Below are 22,423 nucleotides of genomic sequence, written 5' to 3' on the forward strand. Positions count from 1 at the left end.
GAAGCGGATGAAACAGTATTTGATTGCCCCCTCAATTCTGTCGGCTGATTTTGCCCGCCTGGGTGAGGACACCGCGAGCGTTCTGGCCGCCGGTGCCGATGTCGTGCACTTCGACGTCATGGACAACCATTATGTACCTAACCTGACTATCGGGCCGATGGTACTGAAATCGCTACGCAAATATGGGATTACCGCCCCTATTGATGTGCATCTGATGGTGAAGCCGGTTGACCGTATTATCCCGGACTTTGCTGCCGCTGGCGCCAGCATCATTACTTTTCACCCGGAAGCCTCCGAACACGTCGATCGCACCTTACAGCTGATCAAAGAGAATGGCTGTAAAGCGGGCCTGGTGTTCAACCCGGCCACGCCGCTGAGCTACCTGGACTACGTTATGGATAAGCTGGATGTGATCCTGCTGATGTCCGTTAACCCCGGTTTTGGCGGGCAATCTTTCATTCCGCAAACGCTGGAAAAACTGCGTGAAGTCCGCCGTCGTATTGATGAGTCTGGCTATGACATTCGCCTGGAAGTTGATGGCGGCGTTAAGGTGAACAATATCGGCGAAATCGCCGCAGCGGGTGCGGATATGTTTGTCGCAGGTTCCGCGATTTTCGACCAACCTGACTACAAAAAAGTCATTGATGAAATGCGCCATGAACTGGCGAAGGTAAGTCATGGATAAATTTCAGGATATTCGGGGCGTAGCTTTTGACCTCGACGGTACACTGGTTGATAGCGCGCCGGGATTAGCCGCCGCGGTGGATATGGCGCTGTACGCGCTGGAGTTACCCACTGCAGGCGAAGAACGTGTGATTACCTGGATTGGTAATGGCGCGGATGTATTGATGGAGCGTGCGCTCACCTGGGCTCGCCTTGAGCGCGCTACGCTGCGTAAAACGACGGGCAAACCGCCTATCGATGACGACATTCCTGCCGTTGAGCAGGTGCGTATTTTACGTAAGCTGTTTGACCGCTATTACGGTGATGTTGCCGAAGAAGGGACGTTCTTATTTCCCCACGTTGCCGATACGCTGGGCGCGCTGCATGCGAAAGGCCTGCCGTTAGGTCTGGTAACCAACAAGCCGACACCGTTTGTGGCACCGCTGCTTAACGCACTGGATATCGCCAAGTATTTTAGTGTGGTCATCGGCGGTGACGACGTGAAAAATAAAAAACCGCATCCCGATCCGCTGCTGCTAGTGGCCTCACGTATGGGGATTGCGCCTGAAAAATTGCTCTTTGTGGGTGATTCGCGCAATGATATTCAGGCGGCAAAAGCCGCTGGCTGTCCTTCGGTTGGTCTTACGTATGGGTATAACTACGGTGAAGGGATCGACCTCAGCCAGCCGGATGTTATATATGACAGCATTAATGACCTTCTGCCCGCACTCGGGCTTCCGCATAGCGAAAATCAGGAATTGAAAAATGACTAAGCCCATCGTTTTTAGTGGCGCACAGCCCTCAGGTGAATTGACCATTGGCAACTATATGGGTGCGCTGCGTCAATGGGTAAATATGCAGGATGATTACCACTGCATCTACTGTATCGTGGACCAGCATGCTATCACCGTCCGCCAGGACGCGCAGAAGCTGCGTAATGCTACGCTGAATACGCTGGCGCTGTATCTGGCGTGTGGTATCGATCCTGAGAAAAGCACCATTTTCGTTCAGTCCCACGTGCCGGAACATGCACAGTTAGGCTGGGCGCTGAACTGCTACACCTATTTTGGTGAACTGAGCCGCATGACCCAGTTCAAAGATAAATCTTCCCGTTACGCTGAAAACATCAATGCCGGTCTGTTCGACTACCCGGTACTGATGGCAGCCGATATTCTGCTGTACCAGACCAATCTGGTACCGGTAGGGGAAGATCAGAAACAGCACCTGGAACTGAGCCGTGACGTCGCCCAGCGTTTTAACGCACTGTATGGTGACATCTTCAAAGTGCCTGAGCCGTTTATTCCGAAATCCGGTGCGCGCGTGATGTCCCTGCTGGAGCCGACGAAGAAAATGTCTAAGTCGGATGACAACCGCAACAACGTGATCGGCCTGTTGGAAGATCCGAAATCTGTGGTGAAGAAAATCAAACGCGCCATGACGGATTCCGATGAGCCGCCAGTTGTTCGTTACGATGTGCAGAATAAAGCGGGTGTTGCCAACTTGCTGGATATTCTCTCTGCCGTAACGGGTAAGAGCATCCCGGAACTGGAGCAGCACTTTGAAGGCAAGATGTATGGCCACCTGAAGGGTGAAGTTGCCGATGCCGTCTCCGGTATGTTGACTGAGCTTCAGGAACGTTACCACCGTTTCCGTAACGATGAAGCCTTCTTGCAGCAAGTGATGAAAGATGGTGCAGAAAAAGCCAGTGCGCGCGCAGCAGAAACACTGAAAGCGGTGTATGAAGCAATTGGATTTGTTGCCAAGCCGTAATATAACGTGCGGCTAAAATAAAAGCCGGGTTATCTCCCATACTGTTTAATATTATAACGGCATGGGAGATAACCCGGCTTTATATATCTATACGGAATATAAATAATTACAGCGCAGTGTCACCGCAGCCGCCAATGATTTTAGAAATAGAAATGGCTGGGTGCAGGAAATAATCGTAATCACAGGTCTTGTTTTTGTTCTGAACGCTACCGGTGCAGGCAGTCAATGTGGAGAGAGCCAGCAGTACTGCAGCAGCTTTAAGCATGTTTTTCATTTAATAATCCCTATCAATCAATAAAATATTAGTATGCCAATTCCATATGCTTCGAAAAACACGTAGTGAATTAAGCTTGCTATATATAACGTGACCAGGAAGTTATTACTTGTTATATTAACTTAATAGTAGATTTAAGAATTTTTAAAAAATAATAATTGATGATGATTAAAGATGAAGGATAATGACTGGAAGGGTAATCAAAAAACGGCGCTATGCAGAAAACATAGCGCCTGAATATTAATGATTTGAGAACCAGTTCAGCTTATCGCGCAGGCCAACCACGCGACCAACAATGATCAGCGCCGGGCTTTCCACCTGTTGCGCCAGTTCACCGAGTTGCGTCAGTACACCATTGACAACGCGCTGTTTCACGGAGGTCCCGTTTTCGACCAGCGCAACCGGCATGTCTGCTGGCATCCCAAACGCGATCAATTTTTCCTGGATAGTGGCCGCCTGATTCAGCCCCATATAGAACACCAGCGTCTGTTTTTCTGCTGCCAGGTTTTCCCAGTCCAGCTCGCCGCCGGTCTTCAGGTGTCCGGTGACCAGGCGTACGCTCTGGGCGTAATCACGATGCGTCAGCGGAATGCCGGAATAGGCAGAACAGCCGGAGGCCGCGGTAATACCGGGAACAACAGAGAACGGGATACCTTCGTGGCACAGGGTTTCCAGCTCTTCGCCACCGCGACCAAAGATGAACGGGTCGCCGCCTTTCAGGCGCACTACGCGTTTGCCCTGTTTCGCCTGGTTCAGCAGGATCTGGTTGATCTCTTCCTGCGGTACGCAGTGATAACCCGCACGCTTGCCGACGAAAATACGATCGGCATCGCGACGAACAAGGTTCATGATGTCATCGGAAACCAGGCGGTCATACACCACGACATCGGCCTGCTGGATCTGTTGTAGCCCTTTCAGCGTCAGCAGCCCGGCATCGCCTGGACCGGCACCAACCAGCACTACTTCGCCACGATGGTCCAGCGGTTCGCTGAGCATCTGCTCGGTCGTTTCTTCTATTGCCTGCCGATCGTCGTTTGCCAGAGACTGCGCCAGCCTGTCGTTAACAAACAGCTTTTCCCAGAAGCGGCGACGTTCACCCATACTGGCGAACTGCTTTTTCACCCGGGAACGCAGCTGTCCTGCATATTGCGCGACCTGGCCCAGATGCTGTGGCAACACGGATTCGAGCCTTTCACGCAGCAGTCGCGCCAGAACAGGAGAGGTACCGCCAGAGGAGACCGCCACCATCAGTGGTGAACGGTCAATAATGGAGGGCATGATGAAACTGGCCGCTTTTGGGGCGTCGACCACGTTACAGAAGATGCGGCGTGATTCAGCGGCGTTGCTGACGCGAAGGTTGACGGCATCGTCATCGGTGGCGGCGATCGCCAGCCAGCAGGAGTCGAGCAGGGCTTCGTCAAACGGCCCCTCAACCAGCGTCAGCATGCCTTCATTTGCCCATACGGTGAACTGTGGAATAAACGCTAGCGCATTAACCGTTAAACGGGCGCCTGCTTCCAGCAGTAACCGCGCTTTGCGTTCTGCGACATCACCACCGCCGACGATCAAGCAGTCGCGGTCACGTAGTTGACAAAATATAGGCAAATGATCCACGACATTACCCCTTAATTATTGGCAGCAGCCTCAGTTTGGTTGATTTTTGCCGGAACGGGACGCTCCGATTTTGGCGTAGCATACCAATAACCTAACCCCATGAATACGACACCGGACAAAGTATTACCGAGTGTTACCCACAGCAGGTTATGGCCAATTCCGGATAAGGTATAAGCCTCGCTGTGATGACCGAACCAGGAGAGCGCAAATAGCGTCATGTTGGCAACGGAGTGTTCATAGCCAGAAGCGATAAATGCCAGCAGGCACCACCAAATGGCGAGGAACTTCGCCGCACCTTCAGTACGGATCGCCATCCAGATTGCCAGGCAAACCAACCAGTTACACAACGCGCCTTTAAAGAACAGTACGCTGGCAGGGGCTGTAGTTTTCGCCAGGGCAACGCTATGTACGATGCTGGTATCGACCGGCAGCAGGCTACCACCACCCCAGCTGTACAGCAGGGCGACGAACACGGAACCGAGCAGATTTCCCAGCCAGGTTTGCGGCAGAATGGCCCACATCTGACCGTGGCTGATAGTGCCCGCTTTGACGCCAAGCGTCAGGAACATGGTGTGCCCGGTAAACAGCTCTGAACCGGCAATAATCACCAGCGTTAAGGCAATACCAAAGGTTGCACCCATCACCAGCGGACGCACGGATGGATCAAGCAGATTGCCGAGAGTGAAAATAAGAATGATGCCGAGACCGACATAAGCGCCCGCCATGGCGGAACTGACCCAGAACCCGATTGGGTTGTTGGCCGACAGGCGTGCAATGCGCGCAGCGTTAGCCGCACACTTATTGATAGTGTCTGTAAACATGTGTTTGATTATCCTTGAAGAACAAAAAGTAAAATAAAATCGTAACTGTAGGCCGGATAAGGCAGTTATGCCGCCATCCGGCAATGTGCCTGATGGCGCTGCGCTTATCAGGCCTACTAAAAAGGCCTACCAATACGTCTAAAAAGGGAGGCATTGCGCCTCCCAATAATTTACTAACCGCGCAACTGCACCATGCCGTCTTTCACCCGGGCTTCGTAGTGCGCCACGGAATGACTTTCGTCCTCCATGCACAGACCGTCGCTGAGGCGGAAGCGCTGTTTTTTCAGCGGGCTGGCAACCCATAGCTCGCCCTGGTGCTCAGCAATAATCCCGCGTGAAAGTACGCTGGACTGGAAGAACGGGTCGATGTTGCTGATCGCAAACACCTGGTCGCTGTGATAAGGACGGAAAATCGCGATTTGCTCTTTACCTAACAGGGCGCAGACGCCTGTTGCAGGCAGAATGTCATCGATTTTGCAGATGTTTTTCCACTGGCTCATGCGTTTTCCTCCACCAGAGTGACCGGGATACGCTCATACGGCGTGGCCGGGCGATGTTGTTCACGTTCAGGCACAACCTGGACATTCGGATCGCGTTTATCGCTGTTGATAAAGTGCTTGAAGCGAACCTGCGCGGACGGCGTGTTGACGGTTTCTGTCCACTCGCATACGACGGCTTCACGCAGACGCGCCATCTCTTCTTCCAGATGCTCGTTCAGGCCCAGTTTGTCGTCGATGATGACAGACTTCAGATACTCGATGCCGCCTTCCAGGTTATCTAACCACGGTGCGGTACGGGTCAGTTTGTCCGCAGTACGGATGTAGAACATCATGAAGCGGTCAAGGTATTTCATCAGCGTTTCACGGTCGAGATCCGCTGCCAGTAGATCCGCATGGCGTGGTTTCATCCCGCCGTTACCACAGACGTACAGGTTCCAGCCTTTTTCAGTGGCGATGATACCCACGTCTTTACCCTGGGCTTCTGCGCACTCACGGGTACAGCCAGAGACGCCAAACTTCATTTTGTGCGGGGTACGAATGCCCTTGTAGCGGTTTTCCAGCTCAACGCCGAAGCCTACGCTATCGCCGACACCATAACGGCACCAGGTGCTACCCACGCAGGTTTTCGCCATACGCAGCGCTTTAGCATACGCATGACCGGTTTCGAAGCCCGCTTCAATCAACTGACGCCAGATTTCCGGCAGGTCATCTTTTTGCGCGCCGAACAGACCAATACGCTGAGAACCGGTGATCTTGGTGTACAGATTGAACTCACGAGCGATACGGCCCACGGCAACCAGACCTTCCGGGGTAATTTCGCCACCGGCAGAGCGTGGGATAACGGAGTAGGTACCGTCTTTCTGGATGTTGGCCAGGAAGTTGTCGTTGGTATCCTGCAGCGGCGTGTGCTGCGGCTTGAGGATGTATTCATTCCAGCAGGAGGCCAGCAGGGAACCGACGGTTGGTTTACATACTTCGCAGCCGTAACCTTTACCGTGTTTCGCCAGCAATTCCTCGAAGGTTTTAATGCCTTCCACGCGGATGAGATGGAACAGTTCCTGACGTGAGTACGGGAAGTGATCGCACAGGTTGTTGTTGACTTCGATGCCCTGTTTCGCCAGTTCGGCATTCAGCACCTGGGTAACCAGCGGAATACAACCACCGCAGCCAGTACCGGCTTTGGTTTCGGCTTTCAGCGCTGCAACGGTGTGGCAGCCTTTGTTAATGGCGGCAACCAGCATGCCTTTGGTGACGTCGAAGCAGGAACAAATCTGCGCGCTGTCCGGCAGTTTATCCACGCCGATGGACGGCTTACCGCTGCCTGAGTGTGCTGGCAGGATCAGTGAGTCCGGGTTTTCCGGCAGTTCGATGGCGTTCAGCACCAGCTGCAGCAGGTTGCCGTAATCGCTGGTGTCACCCACCAGAACCGCGCCCAGCAGCGTTTTGTTATCTTCGCTGACGATCAGGCGTTTGTAGACTTCTTTGCTTTCGTCGAGGTAAACGTAGCTACGGGCGCCCGGTGTACGCGCATGTGCGTCGCCGATACCGCCGACATCTACGCCCAGCAGTTTCAGCTTGGCGCTCAGGTCTGCGCCTTCGAACGCGTTTTTGCTACCGAGAATATGGTCAACGGCGACCTGCGCCATTTTGTACCCCGGTGCGACCAGGCCATAAACGCGGTCGTTCCAGCTGGCGCATTCGCCGATAGCGTAGATATCCGGGTCAGAGGTCTGGCAGGCGTCGTTGATCACGATACCGCCACGCTGTGCGACATCAAGGCCGCACTGGGTTGCCAGTTTGTCGCGCGGGCGAATACCGGTGGAGAAGACAATGAAGTCGACTTCCAGTTCGCTGCCGTCGGCAAAGCGCATGGTTTTACGCGCTTCAGTGCCTTGCTGGACGATCTCTTTGGTATTTTTGCTGGTGTGCACACGCACGCCCATGCTTTCAATTTTGCGACGTAACTGCTCGCCACCCATCTGATCCAGCTGTTCAGCCATCAGCATCGGGGCGAATTCAATCACGTGGGTTTCAACACCTAAGCTTTTCAGGGCACCTGCGGCTTCCAGACCCAGCAGGCCACCACCGACAACGGCGCCGCGTTTACTGCGACGAGCGCAAGACTCAATGGCGTTGAGATCTTCAATGGTACGGTAAACGAAACAGTCCTGCGTTTCCGAACCTTTAATCGGCGGGATCCACGGGTAGGAGCCGGTTGCCATGATCAGTTTATCGTAATAAACCGTACGACCGGCGCTGGAGTGGATCACCTTTTCCTGGCGGTTGATGGTAATCGCGCGTTCGCCGACTAATACCTTAACGCCGTGCTTCTCGTAGAAGCCTTCACGCACCAGAGACAGCTCTTCAGCAGTGTGGTGAGAGAAGTAAGAAGACAGGTGTACGCGGTCGTATGCTTTGCGGGGTTCTTCACAGAAGACGGTAATATCAAACTTGTCCGCATCGGATTTATCAAGAAGATCCTCAATAAAGCGATGGCCGACCATACCATTACCGATAATAGCGAGTCTGACTTTGCTCATTTTTGCCTCGATTTCTTTTCTATTACTGCCTACCTTAACGATTCAGCAACCCCGCTTATTGATACAAATCAATTTCGCCCTTATATACTCCTTAAGAGGTATATAACTGATTTGTCAGCGTTTTTATAAGTCACGGAATTGACAGGCTTTTCATGTTTGTATGATTAGCGTACAAATTAAGGGGTTTTAGTGTGAATAGGTCAGGATCCTAAGGGTTAGAAAGGAGAGTGATAAATACCGGATAATCAAAGCCGCTATCCGGCATTCAGGTTTACTGCACAGCCGGTGCGTTATGCTGGCGATGACGCGTGACAAACCCAAGGATAAAGCACATCACGAATACCACGGCATACAGGCCATTCGCGGTTTGTAGTGCGGCCAGAGGACCGCTGTGGGCAACGATCGGACCCGTCACCACGAAGGTTAACATGGTCCCAATGGTGCCGCAGGTCAGGACGAAGTTAACCAGCTTCGGTGAGGCCACTTTAGTCTGCTGGGAGCCGAGGGTGATAATGGTGGTATAGATGGCGCTGGAGAAGAAGCCCAGCGTCAGGATGAACCACGGCATGTGCTCTGGCGTACCGGTGATGAAGAGATACATCAATACGGTTGCCAGTCCTGCCAGCACGGTCAGGATACGCTGCAAATCAAAGAAGCGCAGGATAAAGCTAAACGCCCACATACCCACCATGTAGGACATCCAGAAATCGCTGACCAGCTTACCTGCATCGTTCAGGCTCATGCCGAGGCTTTTGGCGTATTCCGGTACCCAGGAGATAAAACCCAACTGACCGAGGATGTAGCACAGCGCGGCGATGGACAAAAACAGCACACCAATGCCCCACTTCTCTTTCGCCACCGTTGTTTCCGGTTGTTGCGCGTGTTTACCCAGCGCCGGGAACTCACAGCCAAAGGTCAGCAGGAAAATGGCGACGTACACCAGGCCGATACAGGCGTAGACCCAGTACCATTCGATGCTACGCGCCAGCAGGTACGCGGCAACCATCGGGAAAATCATGCCTGCCATGCTGAAGAAGGAATCTGTAAACAGCAGGCGAGATCCACGCTGGCGACCTTCATACATCTGGGTGACCAGGAAAGTACCAATCGACATGGTGATCCCGCTGACGACCCCCAGCACAAACATGGCGGCGGAGAACAGCGCCAGGCTATGCGTGAGCATCAGTCCGGCGACAGCCAGCAGCATCAGAATAAAGCCAAAACGTAGTTGCGTTTTCAACGGGACAATTTCCATCAACCACGCATTCAGAAAAATAGAGATCAGAATACCGGCATTCAGAAAGGTGAAGGTGTTACTCATACTGGAAACGGGCAAATGGAAATAGTCTGCGATGTTTCCCATCACCATCCCGGTGACAATAACCAACGCGCCTGTCAGGGCGTAGGAGAGAAAGCTGATCCATGTGAGCTTGATACGATTGCTGTTAGTCATGACTGGCCTGTATAGAAGTGTAAGGCGCATTGAAGGCGCCGTGAGCGGGCGGATTTTAGGCGTTTTGTTGATGTATTTAAATATTTTTTAGCAACTGCTGTTTCTATTACATATTTCAATGTGATCATGATCACATTGATGCGCGTTGCAAAGCATTTACATTTGTTTCAGGTGCGTAAAATTAAGTAAAGGGATGGCCTTGTCATGGAAGGCTCTTTAGAATCAATTCACTTGCTTCATTTCTGCTCTTGTAAAGGAATTCTCATGCTCAAATCGACTCTGGCGGCTGTTGCAGCTGTTCTCGCTCTTTCTGCCCTCTCTCCCGCAGCACTGGCAGCGAAAGGTGACCCTCGTGTTCTGCTGACGACCTCTGCCGGTAACATTGAGCTGGAACTGAACAGCCAAAAGGCCCCGGTTTCAGTGCAAAACTTTGTCGATTATGTAAACAGTGGTTTCTATAACAACACCACGTTTCACCGTGTGATCCCTGGGTTTATGGTACAGGGCGGCGGTTTTACCGAGCAGATGCAGCAGAAGAAACCTAACCCGCCTATCAAAAATGAAGCCGATAACGGGCTGCGCAATACCCGTGGCACCATTGCCATGGCGCGGACCGCAGACAAAGACAGCGCAACCAGCCAGTTCTTTATCAACATTGCGGACAACGCTTTCCTCGATCACGGCCAGCGTGACTTCGGATATGCCGTCTTTGGTAAAGTGGTGAAGGGGATGGATGTCGCGGATAAGATAGCTCAGGTGCCGACCCACGACGTCGGCCCTTACCAGAACGTTCCGTCCAAACCGATTGTTATCCTGTCTGCGAAAGTCCTGCCGTAATCGTATTTTTGCGCGGGCGGTTCCTGCCCGCGTTCTCTCCCTTCTCTGCGTAACCCGAAATTGCTGCTTATACTTGTGGCAAGTGCCGGCACATTCAGGGAGGTCACGTGAAAAAACTCACCGATAAACAAAAGTCCAGTCTCTGGGAGCAACTGCGAAACGGCAATTTCCAGGCTAGCAGACGACTTGAAGGCGTGGATATTCCACGGGTTACGCTGAGTGCTGAAGATGCCCTCGCGCGCCTTGAAGAATTGAGGAGGCACTATGAGCGATAAATTCGGTGATGGGCGCGATCCCTATTTGTATCCTGGCCTGAATGTGATGCGTAATCGTCTGGGGGTTCATCAGGCCCAACGTCTGGCGCAGGCGGCCTATGAATTGACGGCGCTACGGGCGGCGACGATTGGGCTGGGCCCGCTAAAACGCGGTCTGCCGCATCTGTGTGCTATTCATCGTGAACTCTATCAGGATATTTTTGACTGGGCGGGCCATCTGCGCGAGGTCGATATTTACCAGGGCGATACCCGCTTTTGCCACTTTGCCTACATCGAGAAAGAGGGCAACGCGCTGATGCAGGACCTGGAAGACGAGTCCTGGCTGGTGGGGCTGTCAGCGGATAAGTTCATCGATCGACTTGCGCATTATTATTGCGAAATTAATGTGCTGCACCCATTTCGTATTGGCAGCGGTCTGGCCCAACGTATTTTCTTCGAACAGTTAGCGGTTCATGCCGGGTATATGCTCAGTTGGGAGGGTATCCCGGTCGAAGAGTGGAATCAGGCCAACCAGAGTGGTGCGATGGGCGGCCTGTCGGCGCTGCGGGCGATATTTCGTAAAGTGGTAAGCGAAGCCCGAGAAACTGGGTAGAATAGCGCGGTTTTTCTGTACCGGAGCCGCCATGATCCTGCTTATCGATAACTACGATTCTTTTACCTGGAACCTGTATCAATATTTCTGCGAACTGGGCGCAGAGGTCCTTGTCAGGCGCAACGACGAGCTGACGCTGGCGCAAATTGATGCGTTAAGTCCGCAAAAAATCGTTATTTCCCCCGGTCCCTGCACGCCGGATGATGCCGGGATTTCGCTGGATGTCATCCGTCACTATGCGGGAAAAACCCCGATACTGGGCGTCTGTCTGGGCCACCAGGCGATGGCGCAGGCGTTTGGTGCCAGCGTCGTGCGGGCGGCGAAAGTCATGCACGGTAAGACCTCCCCGATTACGCATACCGGGCAGGGCGTTTTTCAGGGGCTGGCGAACCCGCTAACGGTGACGCGCTACCACTCTCTGGTGGTTGCACCTGAGACGCTGCCGGCCTGCTTTGAGGTAACGGCCTGGAGTGAAACGCAGGAGATTATGGGCATTCGCCACCGCGAGTGGGATTTGGAAGGCGTGCAGTTCCACCCGGAGAGTATCCTCAGTGAGCAGGGGCATCAGCTGCTGGCTAATTTCCTCAATCGGTGATTTGTAGTTGCTATTCAGTGATTTTTTATTCATATTTTGTGATTATAATTTCACTAGCATTTCTGCTTAACTGGGTGGTAATGACATGGCAACTGAACAAACTGCAATTACGCGCGCGACATTCGATGAAGTGATTCTGCCGATTTATGCACCGGCAGAGTTTATTCCGGTCAAAGGGCAAGGAAGTCGAGTCTGGGATCAACAGGGTAAAGAGTATGTTGATTTCGCGGGTGGTATTGCAGTTACCGCGTTAGGGCATTGCCATCCGGCCCTGGTCGAAACGTTAAAAACGCAGGGCGAAACCCTGTGGCACACCAGTAACGTTTTCACCAATGAGCCTGCACTGCGCTTAGGCCGCAAAATCATTGATGCGACCTTTGCTGAACGCGTGCTGTTCATGAACTCTGGCACTGAAGCCAACGAAACCGCCTTTAAGCTGGCACGCCATTATGCCTGCGTCCGCCATAGTCCGTTCAAAACCAAAATTATCGCCTTCCATAATGCGTTTCATGGCCGCTCGCTGTTTACCGTTTCCGTCGGTGGGCAGCCAAAATATTCTGACGGCTTTGGGCCAAAACCGGCGGACATTATCCATGTCCCGTTTAACGACCTGCATGCGGTAAAAGCGGTGATGGACGATCACACCTGCGCGGTGGTGGTCGAGCCGATTCAGGGCGAAGGGGGCGTTATGGCCGCTACGCCGGAATTCCTGCAGGGCCTGCGCGAACTGTGCGATCAGCATCAGGCATTGCTGGTGTTTGATGAAGTGCAGTGCGGGATGGGGCGTACCGGCGACCTGTTTTCCTATATGCACTACGGTGTGACGCCGGATATCCTGACCAGCGCCAAAGCCCTCGGCGGCGGTTTCCCGGTGAGCGCGATGTTGACCACTCAGGAAATCGCTTCTGCGTTCCATGTCGGTTCGCACGGTTCAACCTACGGCGGTAACCCGCTGGCCTGTGCGGTTGCAGAGACGGCGTTCGATATTATCAACACGCCGGACGTGCTGGACGGTGTTCAGGTCAAACGTCAGGCATTTGTTGCGCATTTACAGAAAATAGATGCTCAGTATGACATTTTTAGCGATATTCGCGGTATGGGGCTGCTGATTGGCGCGGAGCTGAAGCCGCAGTTCAAAGGTCGGGCGCGTGATTTCCTCTACGCCGCTGCTCATGAAGGCGTTATGGTGCTGAACGCGGGGCCGGACGTGATGCGTTTTGCGCCATCGCTGGTGGTGGAAGAGGCGGATATCGATGAAGGGATGCAGCGCTTTGCACAGGCGGTAGCGAAAGTTATTGGTTGATGGATTACCGGATAGCGCTACGCTTATCCGGCCTACGAATCACACCTTACTCCGTAGGCCGGATAAGGCGTTTACGCCGCCATCCGGCAAATCTCTTAACCTTTCATATCCCGCAACCGGCGGCTCAGCCAGATACCGTGGTGCGGGCGTTGACGCCATGCCACCGACGAAATGGTGTGCATGGTATTCAGATGCCCCAGTATACGTTGCAGATGCTGCTCCAGGGTACTTAATGGACCGTGGGACAGCATCTCCGACGACTCGAGAATATTCACATCACCGGAGCTCCCCGGCCCGTCATATTCCAGCCGCTGCTGACAACGCTGAATCGCAATTTCACAGGACTGCAGATACCGCTGCGCCAAATCAGGCGTCAACATGGTGTGTTCCCGGGCCAGCGTGGTCATCGCATTAATATGTTCGACGATGAACTGGCTGTGCGTGACCCACAGTTTCATATCGGCCAGGTAATGTGAGTTAAATCCTGGCTCCTGCATCGCCTGGTTCAGTGAGTTAAACAGCGTGTTATGCGCCTGGTTGACCCGCATACGCTGATACGCCAGCGGTGTGGCCTGTGGATCGTTGCTGAGGATCAGGCGAATGGCTTCCTGGTCAGCTTCCAGCGCATCGTGGGCGTTTTTGCGCAGCAGGCCGCTTTGCCACTGTGGCCACAGCCAGAGCGTGCCGCCAAAGGCAATCAAACAGCCCAGCACCGTATCGACAAAGCGCGGCACAATAAACTGTTCTCCGTTCAGCGTCAGTAACTGCAGGGTATACACCGCCGTAACCGTAAACCCGACGGTGGCCCAGCCGTAGTTTTTGCGCATGATCAGATAGCTGACGAGGGTGATGACCAGCATGGCCGCCAGCGTAAACCCTTCCGGAATATGAAAGTGCAGCGTGACGCCGGCAATCACCAGCCCGACAAGCGTACCCAGCGAACGATGCAAAATGCGTACCCGCGTGGCACCGTAGCCATTTTGCGTGACGAACAGGACCGTCATCAGGATCCAATAAGGTTTGGGCAGGTGTAAGGCGCTGCCCATCAGGCTGGCGATGCTCAGCATGACGCTGATACGCCCGGCATTACGCAACGCGGGAGATTTCAGCGACAGATAGTTTTTCAGGGCCGGGAGTAACGGCAGGCGGCGCTGTTTGTCGGCCATTAAATCTCGGGCATACAGCGGACGCTGGGTGCGCAGCACGCGGGCAATGCGGCTAAAGTGCCAGTAGCAAAACTGCCCGACCGGATTTTCCGGGTGCTGGTTGGCAATTTTCTCCAGCGTGCCAATCTGTTTTTCCATTGAAAAGCGTGTCGGCAAGCGGTGATACAGAATGTCATCTGCCAGCACGCGTAACCGGTCGGCGACGGTGCGCGCATTCCAGCGAATCACCTGTTCTGCATGACTGCGTTCGACCAGCTTCTGCACCTCTTCTGGTTGATGCAGGCTGACGGAAATATGCTCCTGCAAATCCAGCGCCTCCTGAAAGGCCCGCAGCAGGCGTTTGTACTCGTTGTTGTGATGCGCCGACAGCATATGCATTTGCTGATAGCACTGGGTGATCAGATCCACCGCTTTTTGCTGGCGAACCAGCAGCGGGGGCAACGCTTTTTCGGGATCGACGTGCTGGGTTAGCAGGCTGTATTTCGCTTCACAGTAATCGGCCAGTTCGCGATATAACAGGCTGAGCGATTCGCGCAGCGGCTGCTCACGCCACAGCCAGAACCAGAACCAGTTGAACGCGCCGTACCACAATGTTCCCAGCGCATAGATCAGCAGCGGTTCCCAGACCGGCATGTTGCCAGCCAGGCTTAGCGTGAAAATTGCCGCAATCAGCGAGGCGGGCAGCAGTCGTGCATGCAGGGGGCTTAACTCGGCGGTCACGCCGAGAACCAGCGTCAGGCCGGTAAGGATAAGCGGGAGTGCAATGCTTTCTGCCAGCAATAGCTGCATGATCAGGCTACATCCGGCAAACAGTGACGCGCCAATAACTAAGCGTTTAAAAAATCGCTTATGCGGGGTATCAAGACCGGCAATGTTGCAGCAGGCGGGGACGAGGGAGAACAGCAGTCCCAGATGAAGCTGACCGATGATAAGACCGACAGCCACGGGTAAACACAGCACCAGCGTTTGTCGTAGTGCGTAGTTGATCTCGGGGTGATAAATCAGTCTTCGCCACATCGGTGCAAACAAAAATGGCGCATTACCAGGTAACGCGCCATTTCGACGAGGTTAACGCGTGCCGTAGACGACGATGGTCTTACCGTGCGCGGAGATCAGGTTCTGATCTTCCAGCATTTTCAGGATACGACCAACGGTTTCACGGGAGCAGCCAACGATCTGGCCAATTTCCTGACGGGTGATTTTGATCTGCATGCCGTCCGGGTGGGTCATCGCATCAGGTTGTTTCGCCAGGTTCAACAGGGTCTGGGCGATACGACCGGTGACATCCAGGAAGGCCAGGTTGCCCACTTTTTCGGACGTTACCTGCAGGCGACGAGCCATCTGAGAAGACAGGCGCATCAGAATATCCGGGTTAACCTGGATTAATTGACGAAATTTTTTGTATGAAATTTCAGCAACTTCACATGCGGTTTTGGCACGTACCCAGGCGCTACGTTCCTGGCCTTCTTCAAACAGGCCTAATTCACCAATGAAATCGCCCTGATTCAGATAAGAGAGGATCATTTCTTTCCCTTCTTCATCTTTGATCAGCACTGCCACTGAGCCTTTAACGATGTAATACAACGTTTCCGCTTTTTCACCCTGGTGAATCAGCGTGCTCTTCGATGGGTACTTATGAATATGGCAATGAGACAAGAACCATTCGAGAGTCGGGTCTGTTTGCGGTTTGCCAAGCACCATGCGCGGTTATCCTCTGTTATAAGCTGTCTCCAGAGTCAGAACACGACGCTGCCTCTGGGGTTGCAAAAATATGCTTCCCGCTACCTGGGAAAGGGGCTGCTAAAAAGTGAACTGCAGCCTGTAATGTGATGTCCTCTGCATACATGCAGTACGCCAATGTATTACTGTAGCATCCTGACTGTTTTAGCATAGCTTTCGCCGTGTGTCTCCTGGTGTCTCGCTTCAGCATGACTCAGGTCGCCTTCCGTTGCGAGAATTGTTATGTACGCGTAATCTGTCAGGAAAATTGAAACATTGGAGTTACGAAATATGCAAGCGCGTGTAAAGTGGGTTGAGGGGTTAACCTTCCTCGGTGAGTCCGCCTCAGGCCACCAAATCTTGATGGACGGTAACTCCGGTGATAAAGCGCCGAGCCCGATGGAAATGGTACTCATGGCTGCGGGTGGCTGTAGCGCCATTGATGTGGTGTCGATCCTGCAAAAGGGTCGTCAGGATGTGACCAACTGCGAAGTGAAGCTCACTTCCGAGCGTCGTGAAGAAGCGCCGCGTCTGTTTACCCATATTAATCTGCATTTCATCGTTACTGGCAACGATCTGAAAGACGCTTCGGTGTCTCGCGCCGTCGATCTCTCCGCGGAAAAATACTGCTCCGTGGCGCTGATGCTGGAAAAAGCGGTGAATATTACCCATTCCTATGAAGTGATTGCAGCGTAATCCCTGATGCCGGATGGATGATGTTGATTTGTAGGCCCGATAAGCGTAACGCCATCGGGTACTTCCCACGCTTCACTCGATTTTTTTGCCTTCCATCAGTCGCTGGACCAGCGGCAGCATAATCAATTCCATCGCCAGACCCATCTTGCCGCCCGGCACCACTAATGTATTGATATGGGAAATGAATGAGCCCTGTAGCATCGCCAGCAGCCACGGGAAGTCGATGCCTTCCAGATTACGAAAATGAATCACTACAAAGCTTTCATCCAGTGACGGAATGCTTTTGGCGGCAAAAGGATTGGAGGTGTCGACGGTCGGTACACGCTGGAAGTTAATATGCGTACGGGAAAACTGCGGGGTGATGTAATTAATGTAGTCGTCCATTGAACGTACCACCGAATCCATTACCGCCTCGCGGGAGTGACCGCGCTCGCTGGTGTCGCGGGTCAGCTTCTGGATCCACTCCAGATTGACGATCGGTACCACGCCGACCAGCAGATCAACATGCCGCGCCACGTTTTGTTGCGGCGTCACCACGCCACCGTGCAGGCCTTCATAGAATAAGACGTCTGTGGGTTCAGGCAGCGGCTGCCACGGGGTAAACGTTCCCGGAACCTGATTCCACGGTACGGCTTCATCGTAGGTGTGCAGATATTTTCGTGACTGGCCTTTGCCGGTCTGGCCGTATTCGCTGAAGGTTTGTTCCAGCAGGCCGAAGTCGTTGGCTTCGGGGCCGAAGTAACTGATGTGTCGCCCGGCGTCGCGCGCTTTGCGGATCGCCATGTCCATCTCCGGACGGGTATAGCGGTGAAAACTGTCGCCTTCCACCTCGGCGGCGCGCAGATTTAACTGGGCGAAAATTTTACGAAACGCGAGGCTGGTGGTGGTGGTCCCCGCGCCGCTGGATCCTGTTACCGCAATCACCGGATGTTTGGCAGACATAATAACTCCATGGATAGGTTAGTTTTTATTATAGTCAGCCGCCGGCTGCGGGTTATTCGCGAAACTGTTTTCGCGGCATAATGTTGACCGTTTCATGCAGTTCTGACCATACCAGTACAGCTTCGCCAGATTGTAACTGGCGTCGGACGTCGGCGACTTTTTGTTCGAGCGAACGTTCATGTTCACCATAATCGGTGCCTTCGCGCAAGACAAAGCTTTCAATCAGATTGTCCAGCGCTTCAGGGGATAAGTCCTGCCAGGGGATCTGCATGATTATGCCTCCAGATACGTTGTCAGCCAGTCGGGGATACGGGATTCCAGCCACATCTCAGGATGGCGCAGCGTGCCGCTAATAAACCCGACGTGTCCACCGTGCTCGGTTAACTGATATTCCACCTGTGAGGGCAGATTTTCCGGTTTGGGGATCACGTGGTGATCCATAAAAGGATCGTCCTTAGCGTGAATAATCAGCGTCGGTTTAGCGATCAGGTTGAGTAGTGGCATGGCGCTACACTGACGATAATAGTCTATCGCATCGGCAAAACCGTGGATTTTGGCGGTGATCAGATCGTCAAAGTCACGAATGCGGCGCAGGGACTTCAGCTGTGCCAGGCTTACCGGCAGCGAGCCAGGATAAGCTTCGAGCTTACGTGAGGCATTGGCTTTTAACAGATTAAGCAGATAGCGCTGGTAAACGCGGGAGAACCCTTTTTCCATATGATAGCTACAGGCTTCCAGCACGAAGGGGGCGGAGACAATAACCGCGGCATCAATCGGGATAGCGTTCCCTTCTTTGGCCAACAGGCAGGCCAGCATGTTGCCACCGAGCGAGTAGCCGACCGCTGCGGTTGGCACGCGGTCGAACTCGCGCTCCAGCCAGCGTAAAAACCAGGTACCGTCCTCGGTCTCGCCGGAGTGATAAATGCGGTTCAGGCGATTCGGCTCGCCGCTGCAGCCGCGAAAATGCATCACCACGCCTAACCAGCCGCGCTTTTGCGCCGCCTCAATCAGACCGTGGGCGTACGGGCTGTTCAGGCTACCTTCCAGACCGTGAAAAACCACCAGACGCGGTTTGTGCTTCGCCTGATGCGGATCTTCACTCCATGCCAGATCGACAAAGTCGCCGTCGGGTAATTCCAGACGCTGCCAGTGGGCGTCGAACTTCACCTTACGGCGAATTAAACGCGGCAACATGGTTTGCAGATGGCGATTACTGATCCCGCGCATCGGGCGGAATTCTCGCGAATCATCGGCAGGGAGATTCATTTCTGTTGGAGTGATTTCAACCATAACACCAGAGCAATTAATCATCGAAAACAGCAACTATACCGCGCACAGAGCCTGCGGGTTAGCCAATATGTGATTTTGTACTTATTCAGCCAGCAGGTTACGTGAGAAAAGATGAAAATCCACACCCGGTTTACGTCGCCACAGGCGGGCTTTCCGCGTGCCGGTGGCCATGCTTTCACCGGTATCTTCAAACATATCTGAGGCCTCAAAGCGGCGGATCAGGCTTTTGCGCTGAATCGGCTGGCCGAGGATAACCTCTGTGGCTTCCTGTAGCTGACCATGGGTAAAGGTATCCGGCAAACAATAAACGGGCAGTAAAGAATACTTTGTTTTTTGCTGCAGCCGGTTCAGGGCGGCATCAATGATCGCCTGGTGGTCGAAGGCCAGCGGAAAGTCGGCAAGCTTATCAACCGGGACCCAGCGGGCATCGCTGACGCTGGCAATATGCGGTTCGCAGTCCACCCAGGCGATCAGCGCAAACCAGGTGACCGTCAGGCTCCAGCCACGCGGGTCACGATCTGGCCCGGAAAATGTGTCCAGCTGTTCCAGCCACGAAGGCGAAACGCCAGTTTTTTCAGTGAGTTTACGCAGCGCTGTGGCGCGAGTGGAATCATCGTGTGCCATATCAATAAAGCCGCCGGGTAATCCCCAACGTCCTTTCTGCGGCTGGTTTGCCCGTTCGACCAGCAGCACGCACAGCGCCTGTTGATGCACGGTAAACAACACGCTATCCACCGTTACCAGCGGGGAGGGAAAGCGGCGGGCATCGTACTGATTCAGATAGTCGGCTTCGGTGGTCATAAGGTACTCACGGTGATGTGCAACGCTGCCAAGTGTACCAGCCCGGTATCGGTGGGCAAGGTGCGTTTTTTTTCCATTTATTATCAGTTGATTAGCGTATGTTCAAAAATACTTTATTTTATGCTTGCTTAATAACTGTCTTAGGGACATTATTAATTGTGTCGAAGGGACACAATTTAAAGGGGAAGCGAGATGAGCGTAAAATTAACCTTAACGCTGGATGACCAGGCTTACGCTATTGTCAGCGGTATTTTTCCTGATGGGGCCGTCTGGTTGAAAGTCACCGACGCGTTGCCATCCTTCGCTCACCAGATGCGCATTCGTGCCACGGCGATGCGCGATATGAACGACTTTATGCTATTGGCGCAGTTGGTCGACGCGGTGCGCCATCAGACCGATGTAAGGGTCAGCCATCTTGAACTTCCCTGGCTGCCGTGGGCGCGCCAGGACCGACATATGGTTGCGGGCGACAGCTTTGCGCTGAAGGTTTTTGCCCGTCAGCTCAATACGTTGCAGTTCGACAAGGTGAAGGTACTTGACCCACACAGCGACGCGGCGGCAGCGGCTATCGATAATTTCATCACTCTTCCCCAGGAAGTCTGTCTGCTGCAAAGCGCGACCTTGCAGCGCCAGTTCCAGCAAAATGCGCTGATGCTGGTGGCTCCTGATGCCGGAGCATTAAAGAAAATTGATGCTGTCGCCAGAGCCGCAGGGGTTGCTGAATACGCCATTTTGAGCAAAAAACGCGATGTCGCCAGCGGCAACCTGACGGGTTTCGCGTTGGTTGCCGGGGATGTTAAAGACCGGGATGTGCTGATTGTCGACGACCTGTGCGACGCTGGCGGCACCTTCATTGGCTCTGCCCAGGTTTTACGCGATGCCGGCGCGCGCAGCGTCAGCCTGTACGTCACCCACGGGATCTTTTCTAAGGGCGTTGAGCACCTGTTTGCCAACGGCATTGACGCCGTTTACATCACCACATCGTTAGCGTCCTCTACGCTGGCCCATCCGCAGCTTGAGCTTATCGACATTGACGCGATTTACCGCGCCTGAGGGAGACACCTGTTATGAAAATGAATCCAATCTTGGCTATTGATGGCTACAAAGTGTCTCACCGCGTGCAGTATCCGCAGGGCACCAGCCGGGTCTATTCCAACTTTACCCCGCGCAGCGATCGCTTTTTCTCGTCGCCGTTGCCGGATGGCAAGCTGGTGTTCTTCGGTCTGCAGGGTTTTTTGCAGTGGTTTTTGGTTGATTTGTTTAACGAGGCGTTCTTTGCCCGACCGCAGGAAGAGGTGGTCAGTGAATACAAGCAGGTGATGGACGGGTATCTGGGAAAAGATGCCGTGCCGGTTGATCACATTCGTGCGCTGCATCAGCTGGGCTATCTGCCGTTGCACATTAAAGCACTGGATGAAGGCAGCAAAGTCCCGATGGCGGTGCCGGTATTAACCATCATCAATACTCAACCTGAGTTTTTCTGGCTGGTGAATTACCTCGAGACGGTGCTGTCGGCTGAGCTGTGGAAAGCGTCAACCAATGCCACCATCGCGCATCACTACCGCAAAATCTGTGCGCATTGGGCAGAAAAAACCTGTAGCGATATGACGCACCTTGACTTCCAGTGCCATGACTTTTCGTTTCGCGGTATGTCAGGATTGCAGGACACCATGCAGGCGGGCGGCGGGCATCTGCTGAGTTTTAAAGGCACTGACAGTATTCCGTCACTGCTGTACGCCCGTGATTACTACACCAACGGCGAGGCGTATTTCATCGGCGCCAGCATTCCAGCCACCGAGCACAGCGTGATGTGCATGGGCGAGCGTGAACACGAGATCGAAACCTTCCGTCGTCTGATTGCCGATCTGTACCCGCAGGGATTTGTGTCGATAGTCTCCGATACCTGGGACTACTGGCAGGTGCTGACGGAGTATACCCGGGAACTGAAGCACATCATTCTGGCGCGTGAGGGGCGGGTGGTGTTCCGCCCGGACAGCGGTAACCCGGTCGATATTCTGTGTGGCACTGGGTTAGATGACGATAACCGTGCCGAACGTACGCCAGAGGAAAAAGGTTCCGTGGAGATGCTGTGGGAGATTTTTGGCGGTACGGTAAACGCCAAAGGGTATAAGGTGCTCGACCCGCATGTAGGGCTGATTTATGGCGACTCCATTACGCTGGAGCGGGCGAATGAAATCTTGCGTCGCCTCGAGGCTAAAGGCTTTGCCAGCTCAAACGTAGTGTTCGGGGTGGGATCGTTTACCTATCAGTACAACACGCGAGATACCTTTGGCTTTGCGATGAAAGCGACCTGGGGAGAAGTGAACGGTAAAGGCCGGACCATCTTTAAGGAGCCGAAAACCGACAATGGTCTGAAACGCTCTGCCCGCGGGCTGCTGCGCGTTGCACGTGATGAGCAGGGCGAGTTACGACTGCATGATGAACAACGTTGGCAACAGGAGCAGGAAGGCGAGCTGAAAACCCGCTTCCTCGACGGTAAGCTGTTTAATCGCGAGCACTTTGAAGACATCCGCCAGCGTCTGGCGGCGCAGCGTTGATTCAAAAAAAAGCC

General features: G+C 53.6%; 22 protein-coding genes and 2 pseudogenes. 12 read left to right on the top strand and 12 right to left on the bottom strand.

Features of this window, described 5'->3' with window-relative positions; all coding sequences use genetic code 11:
• The first annotated feature begins 7 nt into the window (after nucleotides 1-7).
• From rpe to trpS, 3 genes are read left to right on the top strand one after another with little or no spacing between them, the layout of a single operon-like run.
• The gene (gene rpe / locus FDW98_RS09150) at nucleotides 8-685 is read left to right on the top strand and encodes a ribulose-phosphate 3-epimerase (protein WP_096759286.1); all 678 of its coding nucleotides are present in this window, start codon (nucleotides 8-10) and stop codon (nucleotides 683-685) included.
• Complete coding sequence (gph, locus tag FDW98_RS09155; RefSeq protein WP_096759287.1) at nucleotides 678-1,436, top strand: phosphoglycolate phosphatase; 759 nt, start codon at nucleotides 678-680, stop codon at nucleotides 1,434-1,436. Before rpe ends, gph begins: the two co-directional genes overlap by 8 nt.
• The gene (gene trpS / locus FDW98_RS09160) at nucleotides 1,429-2,433 is read left to right on the top strand and encodes a tryptophan--tRNA ligase (protein ID WP_096759288.1); all 1,005 of its coding nucleotides are present in this window, start codon (nucleotides 1,429-1,431) and stop codon (nucleotides 2,431-2,433) included. Before gph ends, trpS begins: the two co-directional genes overlap by 8 nt.
• A gap of 106 nt (nucleotides 2,434-2,539) precedes the next feature.
• Here trpS and FDW98_RS09165 read toward each other — a convergent pair whose 3' ends face one another.
• The 6 genes from FDW98_RS09165 to tsgA all read right to left on the bottom strand — a co-directional run bounded on the left by FDW98_RS09165 (nucleotide 2,540) and on the right by tsgA (nucleotide 9,635).
• The gene (locus FDW98_RS09165; RefSeq protein ID WP_096759289.1) at nucleotides 2,540-2,707 is read right to left on the bottom strand and encodes a DUF4223 family protein; all 168 of its coding nucleotides are present in this window, start codon (nucleotides 2,705-2,707) and stop codon (nucleotides 2,540-2,542) included.
• Between the two features lie 240 nt (nucleotides 2,708-2,947).
• Complete coding sequence (gene cysG / locus FDW98_RS09170; protein ID WP_096759290.1) at nucleotides 2,948-4,321, bottom strand: siroheme synthase CysG; 1,374 nt, start codon at nucleotides 4,319-4,321, stop codon at nucleotides 2,948-2,950.
• Nucleotides 4,322-4,332: 11 nt separating this feature from the next.
• Complete coding sequence (nirC, locus tag FDW98_RS09175) at nucleotides 4,333-5,142, bottom strand: nitrite transporter NirC (RefSeq protein WP_096759291.1); 810 nt, start codon at nucleotides 5,140-5,142, stop codon at nucleotides 4,333-4,335.
• A 173-nt stretch (nucleotides 5,143-5,315) separates the two neighbouring features.
• Nucleotides 5,316-5,642 (bottom strand): nitrite reductase small subunit NirD, encoded by a 327-nt coding sequence (gene nirD / locus FDW98_RS09180; protein WP_096759292.1) that lies wholly within the window; start codon nucleotides 5,640-5,642, stop codon nucleotides 5,316-5,318.
• Nucleotides 5,639-8,182 (bottom strand): NADPH-nitrite reductase large subunit, encoded by a 2,544-nt coding sequence (nirB, locus tag FDW98_RS09185; protein WP_096759293.1) that lies wholly within the window; start codon nucleotides 8,180-8,182, stop codon nucleotides 5,639-5,641. The genes nirD and nirB overlap by 4 nt, the downstream gene beginning before the upstream one ends.
• A 271-nt stretch (nucleotides 8,183-8,453) precedes the next feature.
• Complete coding sequence (gene tsgA / locus FDW98_RS09190) at nucleotides 8,454-9,635, bottom strand: MFS transporter TsgA (RefSeq protein WP_096759294.1); 1,182 nt, start codon at nucleotides 9,633-9,635, stop codon at nucleotides 8,454-8,456.
• A 264-nt stretch (nucleotides 9,636-9,899) separates the two neighbouring features.
• On the opposite strand from tsgA, the gene ppiA reads away from it, so the two are divergent.
• From ppiA to FDW98_RS23810, 6 genes and pseudogenes are all read left to right on the top strand, one after another.
• A complete protein-coding gene (gene ppiA / locus FDW98_RS09195; RefSeq protein ID WP_096759295.1) occupies nucleotides 9,900-10,472 on the top strand; it encodes a peptidylprolyl isomerase A in 573 nt (190 codons plus the stop codon).
• Between the two features lie 107 nt (nucleotides 10,473-10,579).
• Complete coding sequence (locus tag FDW98_RS09200; protein WP_096759296.1) at nucleotides 10,580-10,747, top strand: YhfG family protein; 168 nt, start codon at nucleotides 10,580-10,582, stop codon at nucleotides 10,745-10,747.
• Nucleotides 10,737-11,339, top strand: a complete 603-nt coding sequence (locus tag FDW98_RS09205) for a putative adenosine monophosphate-protein transferase Fic (RefSeq protein ID WP_096759297.1) — start codon at nucleotides 10,737-10,739, stop codon at nucleotides 11,337-11,339. The genes FDW98_RS09200 and FDW98_RS09205 overlap by 11 nt, the downstream gene beginning before the upstream one ends.
• Before the next feature lie 31 nt (nucleotides 11,340-11,370).
• Nucleotides 11,371-11,934, top strand: a complete 564-nt coding sequence (gene pabA, locus FDW98_RS09210; protein ID WP_096759298.1) for an aminodeoxychorismate synthase component 2 — start codon at nucleotides 11,371-11,373, stop codon at nucleotides 11,932-11,934.
• A gap of 85 nt (nucleotides 11,935-12,019) precedes the next feature.
• Nucleotides 12,020-13,237 carry an aspartate aminotransferase family protein gene (locus tag FDW98_RS09215; protein WP_096759299.1) on the top strand — a complete coding sequence of 406 codons (1,218 nt, stop codon included), beginning with the start codon at nucleotides 12,020-12,022 and terminating at the stop codon, nucleotides 13,235-13,237.
• A 4-nt stretch (nucleotides 13,238-13,241) separates the two neighbouring features.
• A pseudogene (locus tag FDW98_RS23810) lies at nucleotides 13,242-13,340 on the top strand (hypothetical protein); the annotation flags it as partial.
• Here the strand turns inward: FDW98_RS23810 and FDW98_RS09220 are convergent.
• On the bottom strand, nucleotides 13,333-15,420 hold the full coding sequence (locus tag FDW98_RS09220) for a YccS/YhfK family putative transporter (RefSeq protein ID WP_096759300.1): 2,088 nt from the start codon (nucleotides 15,418-15,420) through the stop codon (nucleotides 13,333-13,335). The pseudogene FDW98_RS23810 and the gene FDW98_RS09220 sit on opposite strands and share 8 nt — an antisense overlap.
• A gap of 51 nt (nucleotides 15,421-15,471) precedes the next feature.
• Nucleotides 15,472-16,104, bottom strand: coding sequence for a cAMP-activated global transcriptional regulator CRP (gene crp, locus FDW98_RS09225; RefSeq protein WP_000242758.1), 633 nt, complete (start codon nucleotides 16,102-16,104; stop codon nucleotides 15,472-15,474).
• Nucleotides 16,105-16,413: 309 nt separating this feature from the next.
• On the opposite strand from crp, the gene FDW98_RS09230 reads away from it, so the two are divergent.
• Nucleotides 16,414-16,818, top strand: coding sequence for an OsmC family protein (locus FDW98_RS09230; protein ID WP_096759301.1), 405 nt, complete (start codon nucleotides 16,414-16,416; stop codon nucleotides 16,816-16,818).
• A 72-nt stretch (nucleotides 16,819-16,890) separates the two neighbouring features.
• Here FDW98_RS09230 and FDW98_RS09235 read toward each other — a convergent pair whose 3' ends face one another.
• The 4 genes and pseudogenes from FDW98_RS09235 to FDW98_RS09250 all read right to left on the bottom strand — a co-directional run bounded on the left by FDW98_RS09235 (nucleotide 16,891) and on the right by FDW98_RS09250 (nucleotide 19,851).
• Nucleotides 16,891-17,760 carry a phosphoribulokinase gene (locus FDW98_RS09235; RefSeq protein ID WP_096759302.1) on the bottom strand — a complete coding sequence of 290 codons (870 nt, stop codon included), beginning with the start codon at nucleotides 17,758-17,760 and terminating at the stop codon, nucleotides 16,891-16,893.
• Nucleotides 17,761-17,812: 52 nt separating this feature from the next.
• The gene (locus FDW98_RS09240) at nucleotides 17,813-18,031 is read right to left on the bottom strand and encodes a YheU family protein (RefSeq protein WP_096759303.1); all 219 of its coding nucleotides are present in this window, start codon (nucleotides 18,029-18,031) and stop codon (nucleotides 17,813-17,815) included.
• 2 nt (nucleotides 18,032-18,033) lie between these two features.
• Nucleotides 18,034-19,096: pseudogene (locus tag FDW98_RS09245) on the bottom strand (hydrolase).
• A 35-nt stretch (nucleotides 19,097-19,131) separates the two neighbouring features.
• The gene (locus FDW98_RS09250) at nucleotides 19,132-19,851 is read right to left on the bottom strand and encodes an NUDIX domain-containing protein (RefSeq protein ID WP_096759304.1); all 720 of its coding nucleotides are present in this window, start codon (nucleotides 19,849-19,851) and stop codon (nucleotides 19,132-19,134) included.
• 192 nt (nucleotides 19,852-20,043) lie between these two features.
• Between FDW98_RS09250 and prs the strand changes: the two genes are divergently transcribed.
• Together prs and FDW98_RS09260 are read left to right on the top strand one after the other, a co-directional pair.
• On the top strand, nucleotides 20,044-20,904 hold the full coding sequence (gene prs, locus FDW98_RS09255; RefSeq protein WP_096759305.1) for a ribose-phosphate diphosphokinase: 861 nt from the start codon (nucleotides 20,044-20,046) through the stop codon (nucleotides 20,902-20,904).
• A gap of 14 nt (nucleotides 20,905-20,918) precedes the next feature.
• Nucleotides 20,919-22,409: a nicotinate phosphoribosyltransferase gene (locus FDW98_RS09260; protein WP_096759306.1), complete on the top strand. Its 1,491-nt coding sequence runs from the start codon at nucleotides 20,919-20,921 to the stop codon at nucleotides 22,407-22,409.
• The last annotated feature ends 14 nt before the right edge of the window (nucleotides 22,410-22,423 follow it).

This window comes from Citrobacter sp. wls711, assembly GCF_005281055.1.
Taxonomy (GTDB): Bacteria; Pseudomonadota; Gammaproteobacteria; order Enterobacterales; family Enterobacteriaceae; genus Citrobacter; species Citrobacter gillenii.

Bases quoted from the DNA above. Each gene is read 5' to 3' on its own strand.
- nirC (WP_096759291.1), bottom strand. From the start codon at position 5,142: ATGTTTACAGACACTATCAATAAGTGTGCGGCTAACGCTGCGCGCATT.
- FDW98_RS09215 (WP_096759299.1), top strand. From the start codon at position 12,020: ATGGCAACTGAACAAACTGCAATTACGCGCGCGACATTCGATGAAGTG.
- prs (WP_096759305.1), top strand. From the start codon at position 20,044: ATGAGCGTAAAATTAACCTTAACGCTGGATGACCAGGCTTACGCTATT.
- crp (WP_000242758.1), bottom strand. From the start codon at position 16,104: ATGGTGCTTGGCAAACCGCAAACAGACCCGACTCTCGAATGGTTCTTG.
- tsgA (WP_096759294.1), bottom strand. From the start codon at position 9,635: ATGACTAACAGCAATCGTATCAAGCTCACATGGATCAGCTTTCTCTCC.
- rpe (WP_096759286.1), top strand. From the start codon at position 8: ATGAAACAGTATTTGATTGCCCCCTCAATTCTGTCGGCTGATTTTGCC.
- FDW98_RS09165 (WP_096759289.1), bottom strand. From the start codon at position 2,707: ATGAAAAACATGCTTAAAGCTGCTGCAGTACTGCTGGCTCTCTCCACA.
- pabA (WP_096759298.1), top strand. From the start codon at position 11,371: ATGATCCTGCTTATCGATAACTACGATTCTTTTACCTGGAACCTGTAT.
- nirD (WP_096759292.1), bottom strand. From the start codon at position 5,642: ATGAGCCAGTGGAAAAACATCTGCAAAATCGATGACATTCTGCCTGCA.
- FDW98_RS09235 (WP_096759302.1), bottom strand. From the start codon at position 17,760: ATGTCTGCCAAACATCCGGTGATTGCGGTAACAGGATCCAGCGGCGCG.
- FDW98_RS09250 (WP_096759304.1), bottom strand. From the start codon at position 19,851: ATGACCACCGAAGCCGACTATCTGAATCAGTACGATGCCCGCCGCTTT.
- FDW98_RS09230 (WP_096759301.1), top strand. From the start codon at position 16,414: ATGCAAGCGCGTGTAAAGTGGGTTGAGGGGTTAACCTTCCTCGGTGAG.
- FDW98_RS09205 (WP_096759297.1), top strand. From the start codon at position 10,737: ATGAGCGATAAATTCGGTGATGGGCGCGATCCCTATTTGTATCCTGGC.
- FDW98_RS09260 (WP_096759306.1), top strand. From the start codon at position 20,919: ATGAAAATGAATCCAATCTTGGCTATTGATGGCTACAAAGTGTCTCAC.
- FDW98_RS09240 (WP_096759303.1), bottom strand. From the start codon at position 18,031: ATGCAGATCCCCTGGCAGGACTTATCCCCTGAAGCGCTGGACAATCTG.
- ppiA (WP_096759295.1), top strand. From the start codon at position 9,900: ATGCTCAAATCGACTCTGGCGGCTGTTGCAGCTGTTCTCGCTCTTTCT.
- trpS (WP_096759288.1), top strand. From the start codon at position 1,429: ATGACTAAGCCCATCGTTTTTAGTGGCGCACAGCCCTCAGGTGAATTG.
- gph (WP_096759287.1), top strand. From the start codon at position 678: ATGGATAAATTTCAGGATATTCGGGGCGTAGCTTTTGACCTCGACGGT.
- FDW98_RS09220 (WP_096759300.1), bottom strand. From the start codon at position 15,420: ATGTGGCGAAGACTGATTTATCACCCCGAGATCAACTACGCACTACGA.
- nirB (WP_096759293.1), bottom strand. From the start codon at position 8,182: ATGAGCAAAGTCAGACTCGCTATTATCGGTAATGGTATGGTCGGCCAT.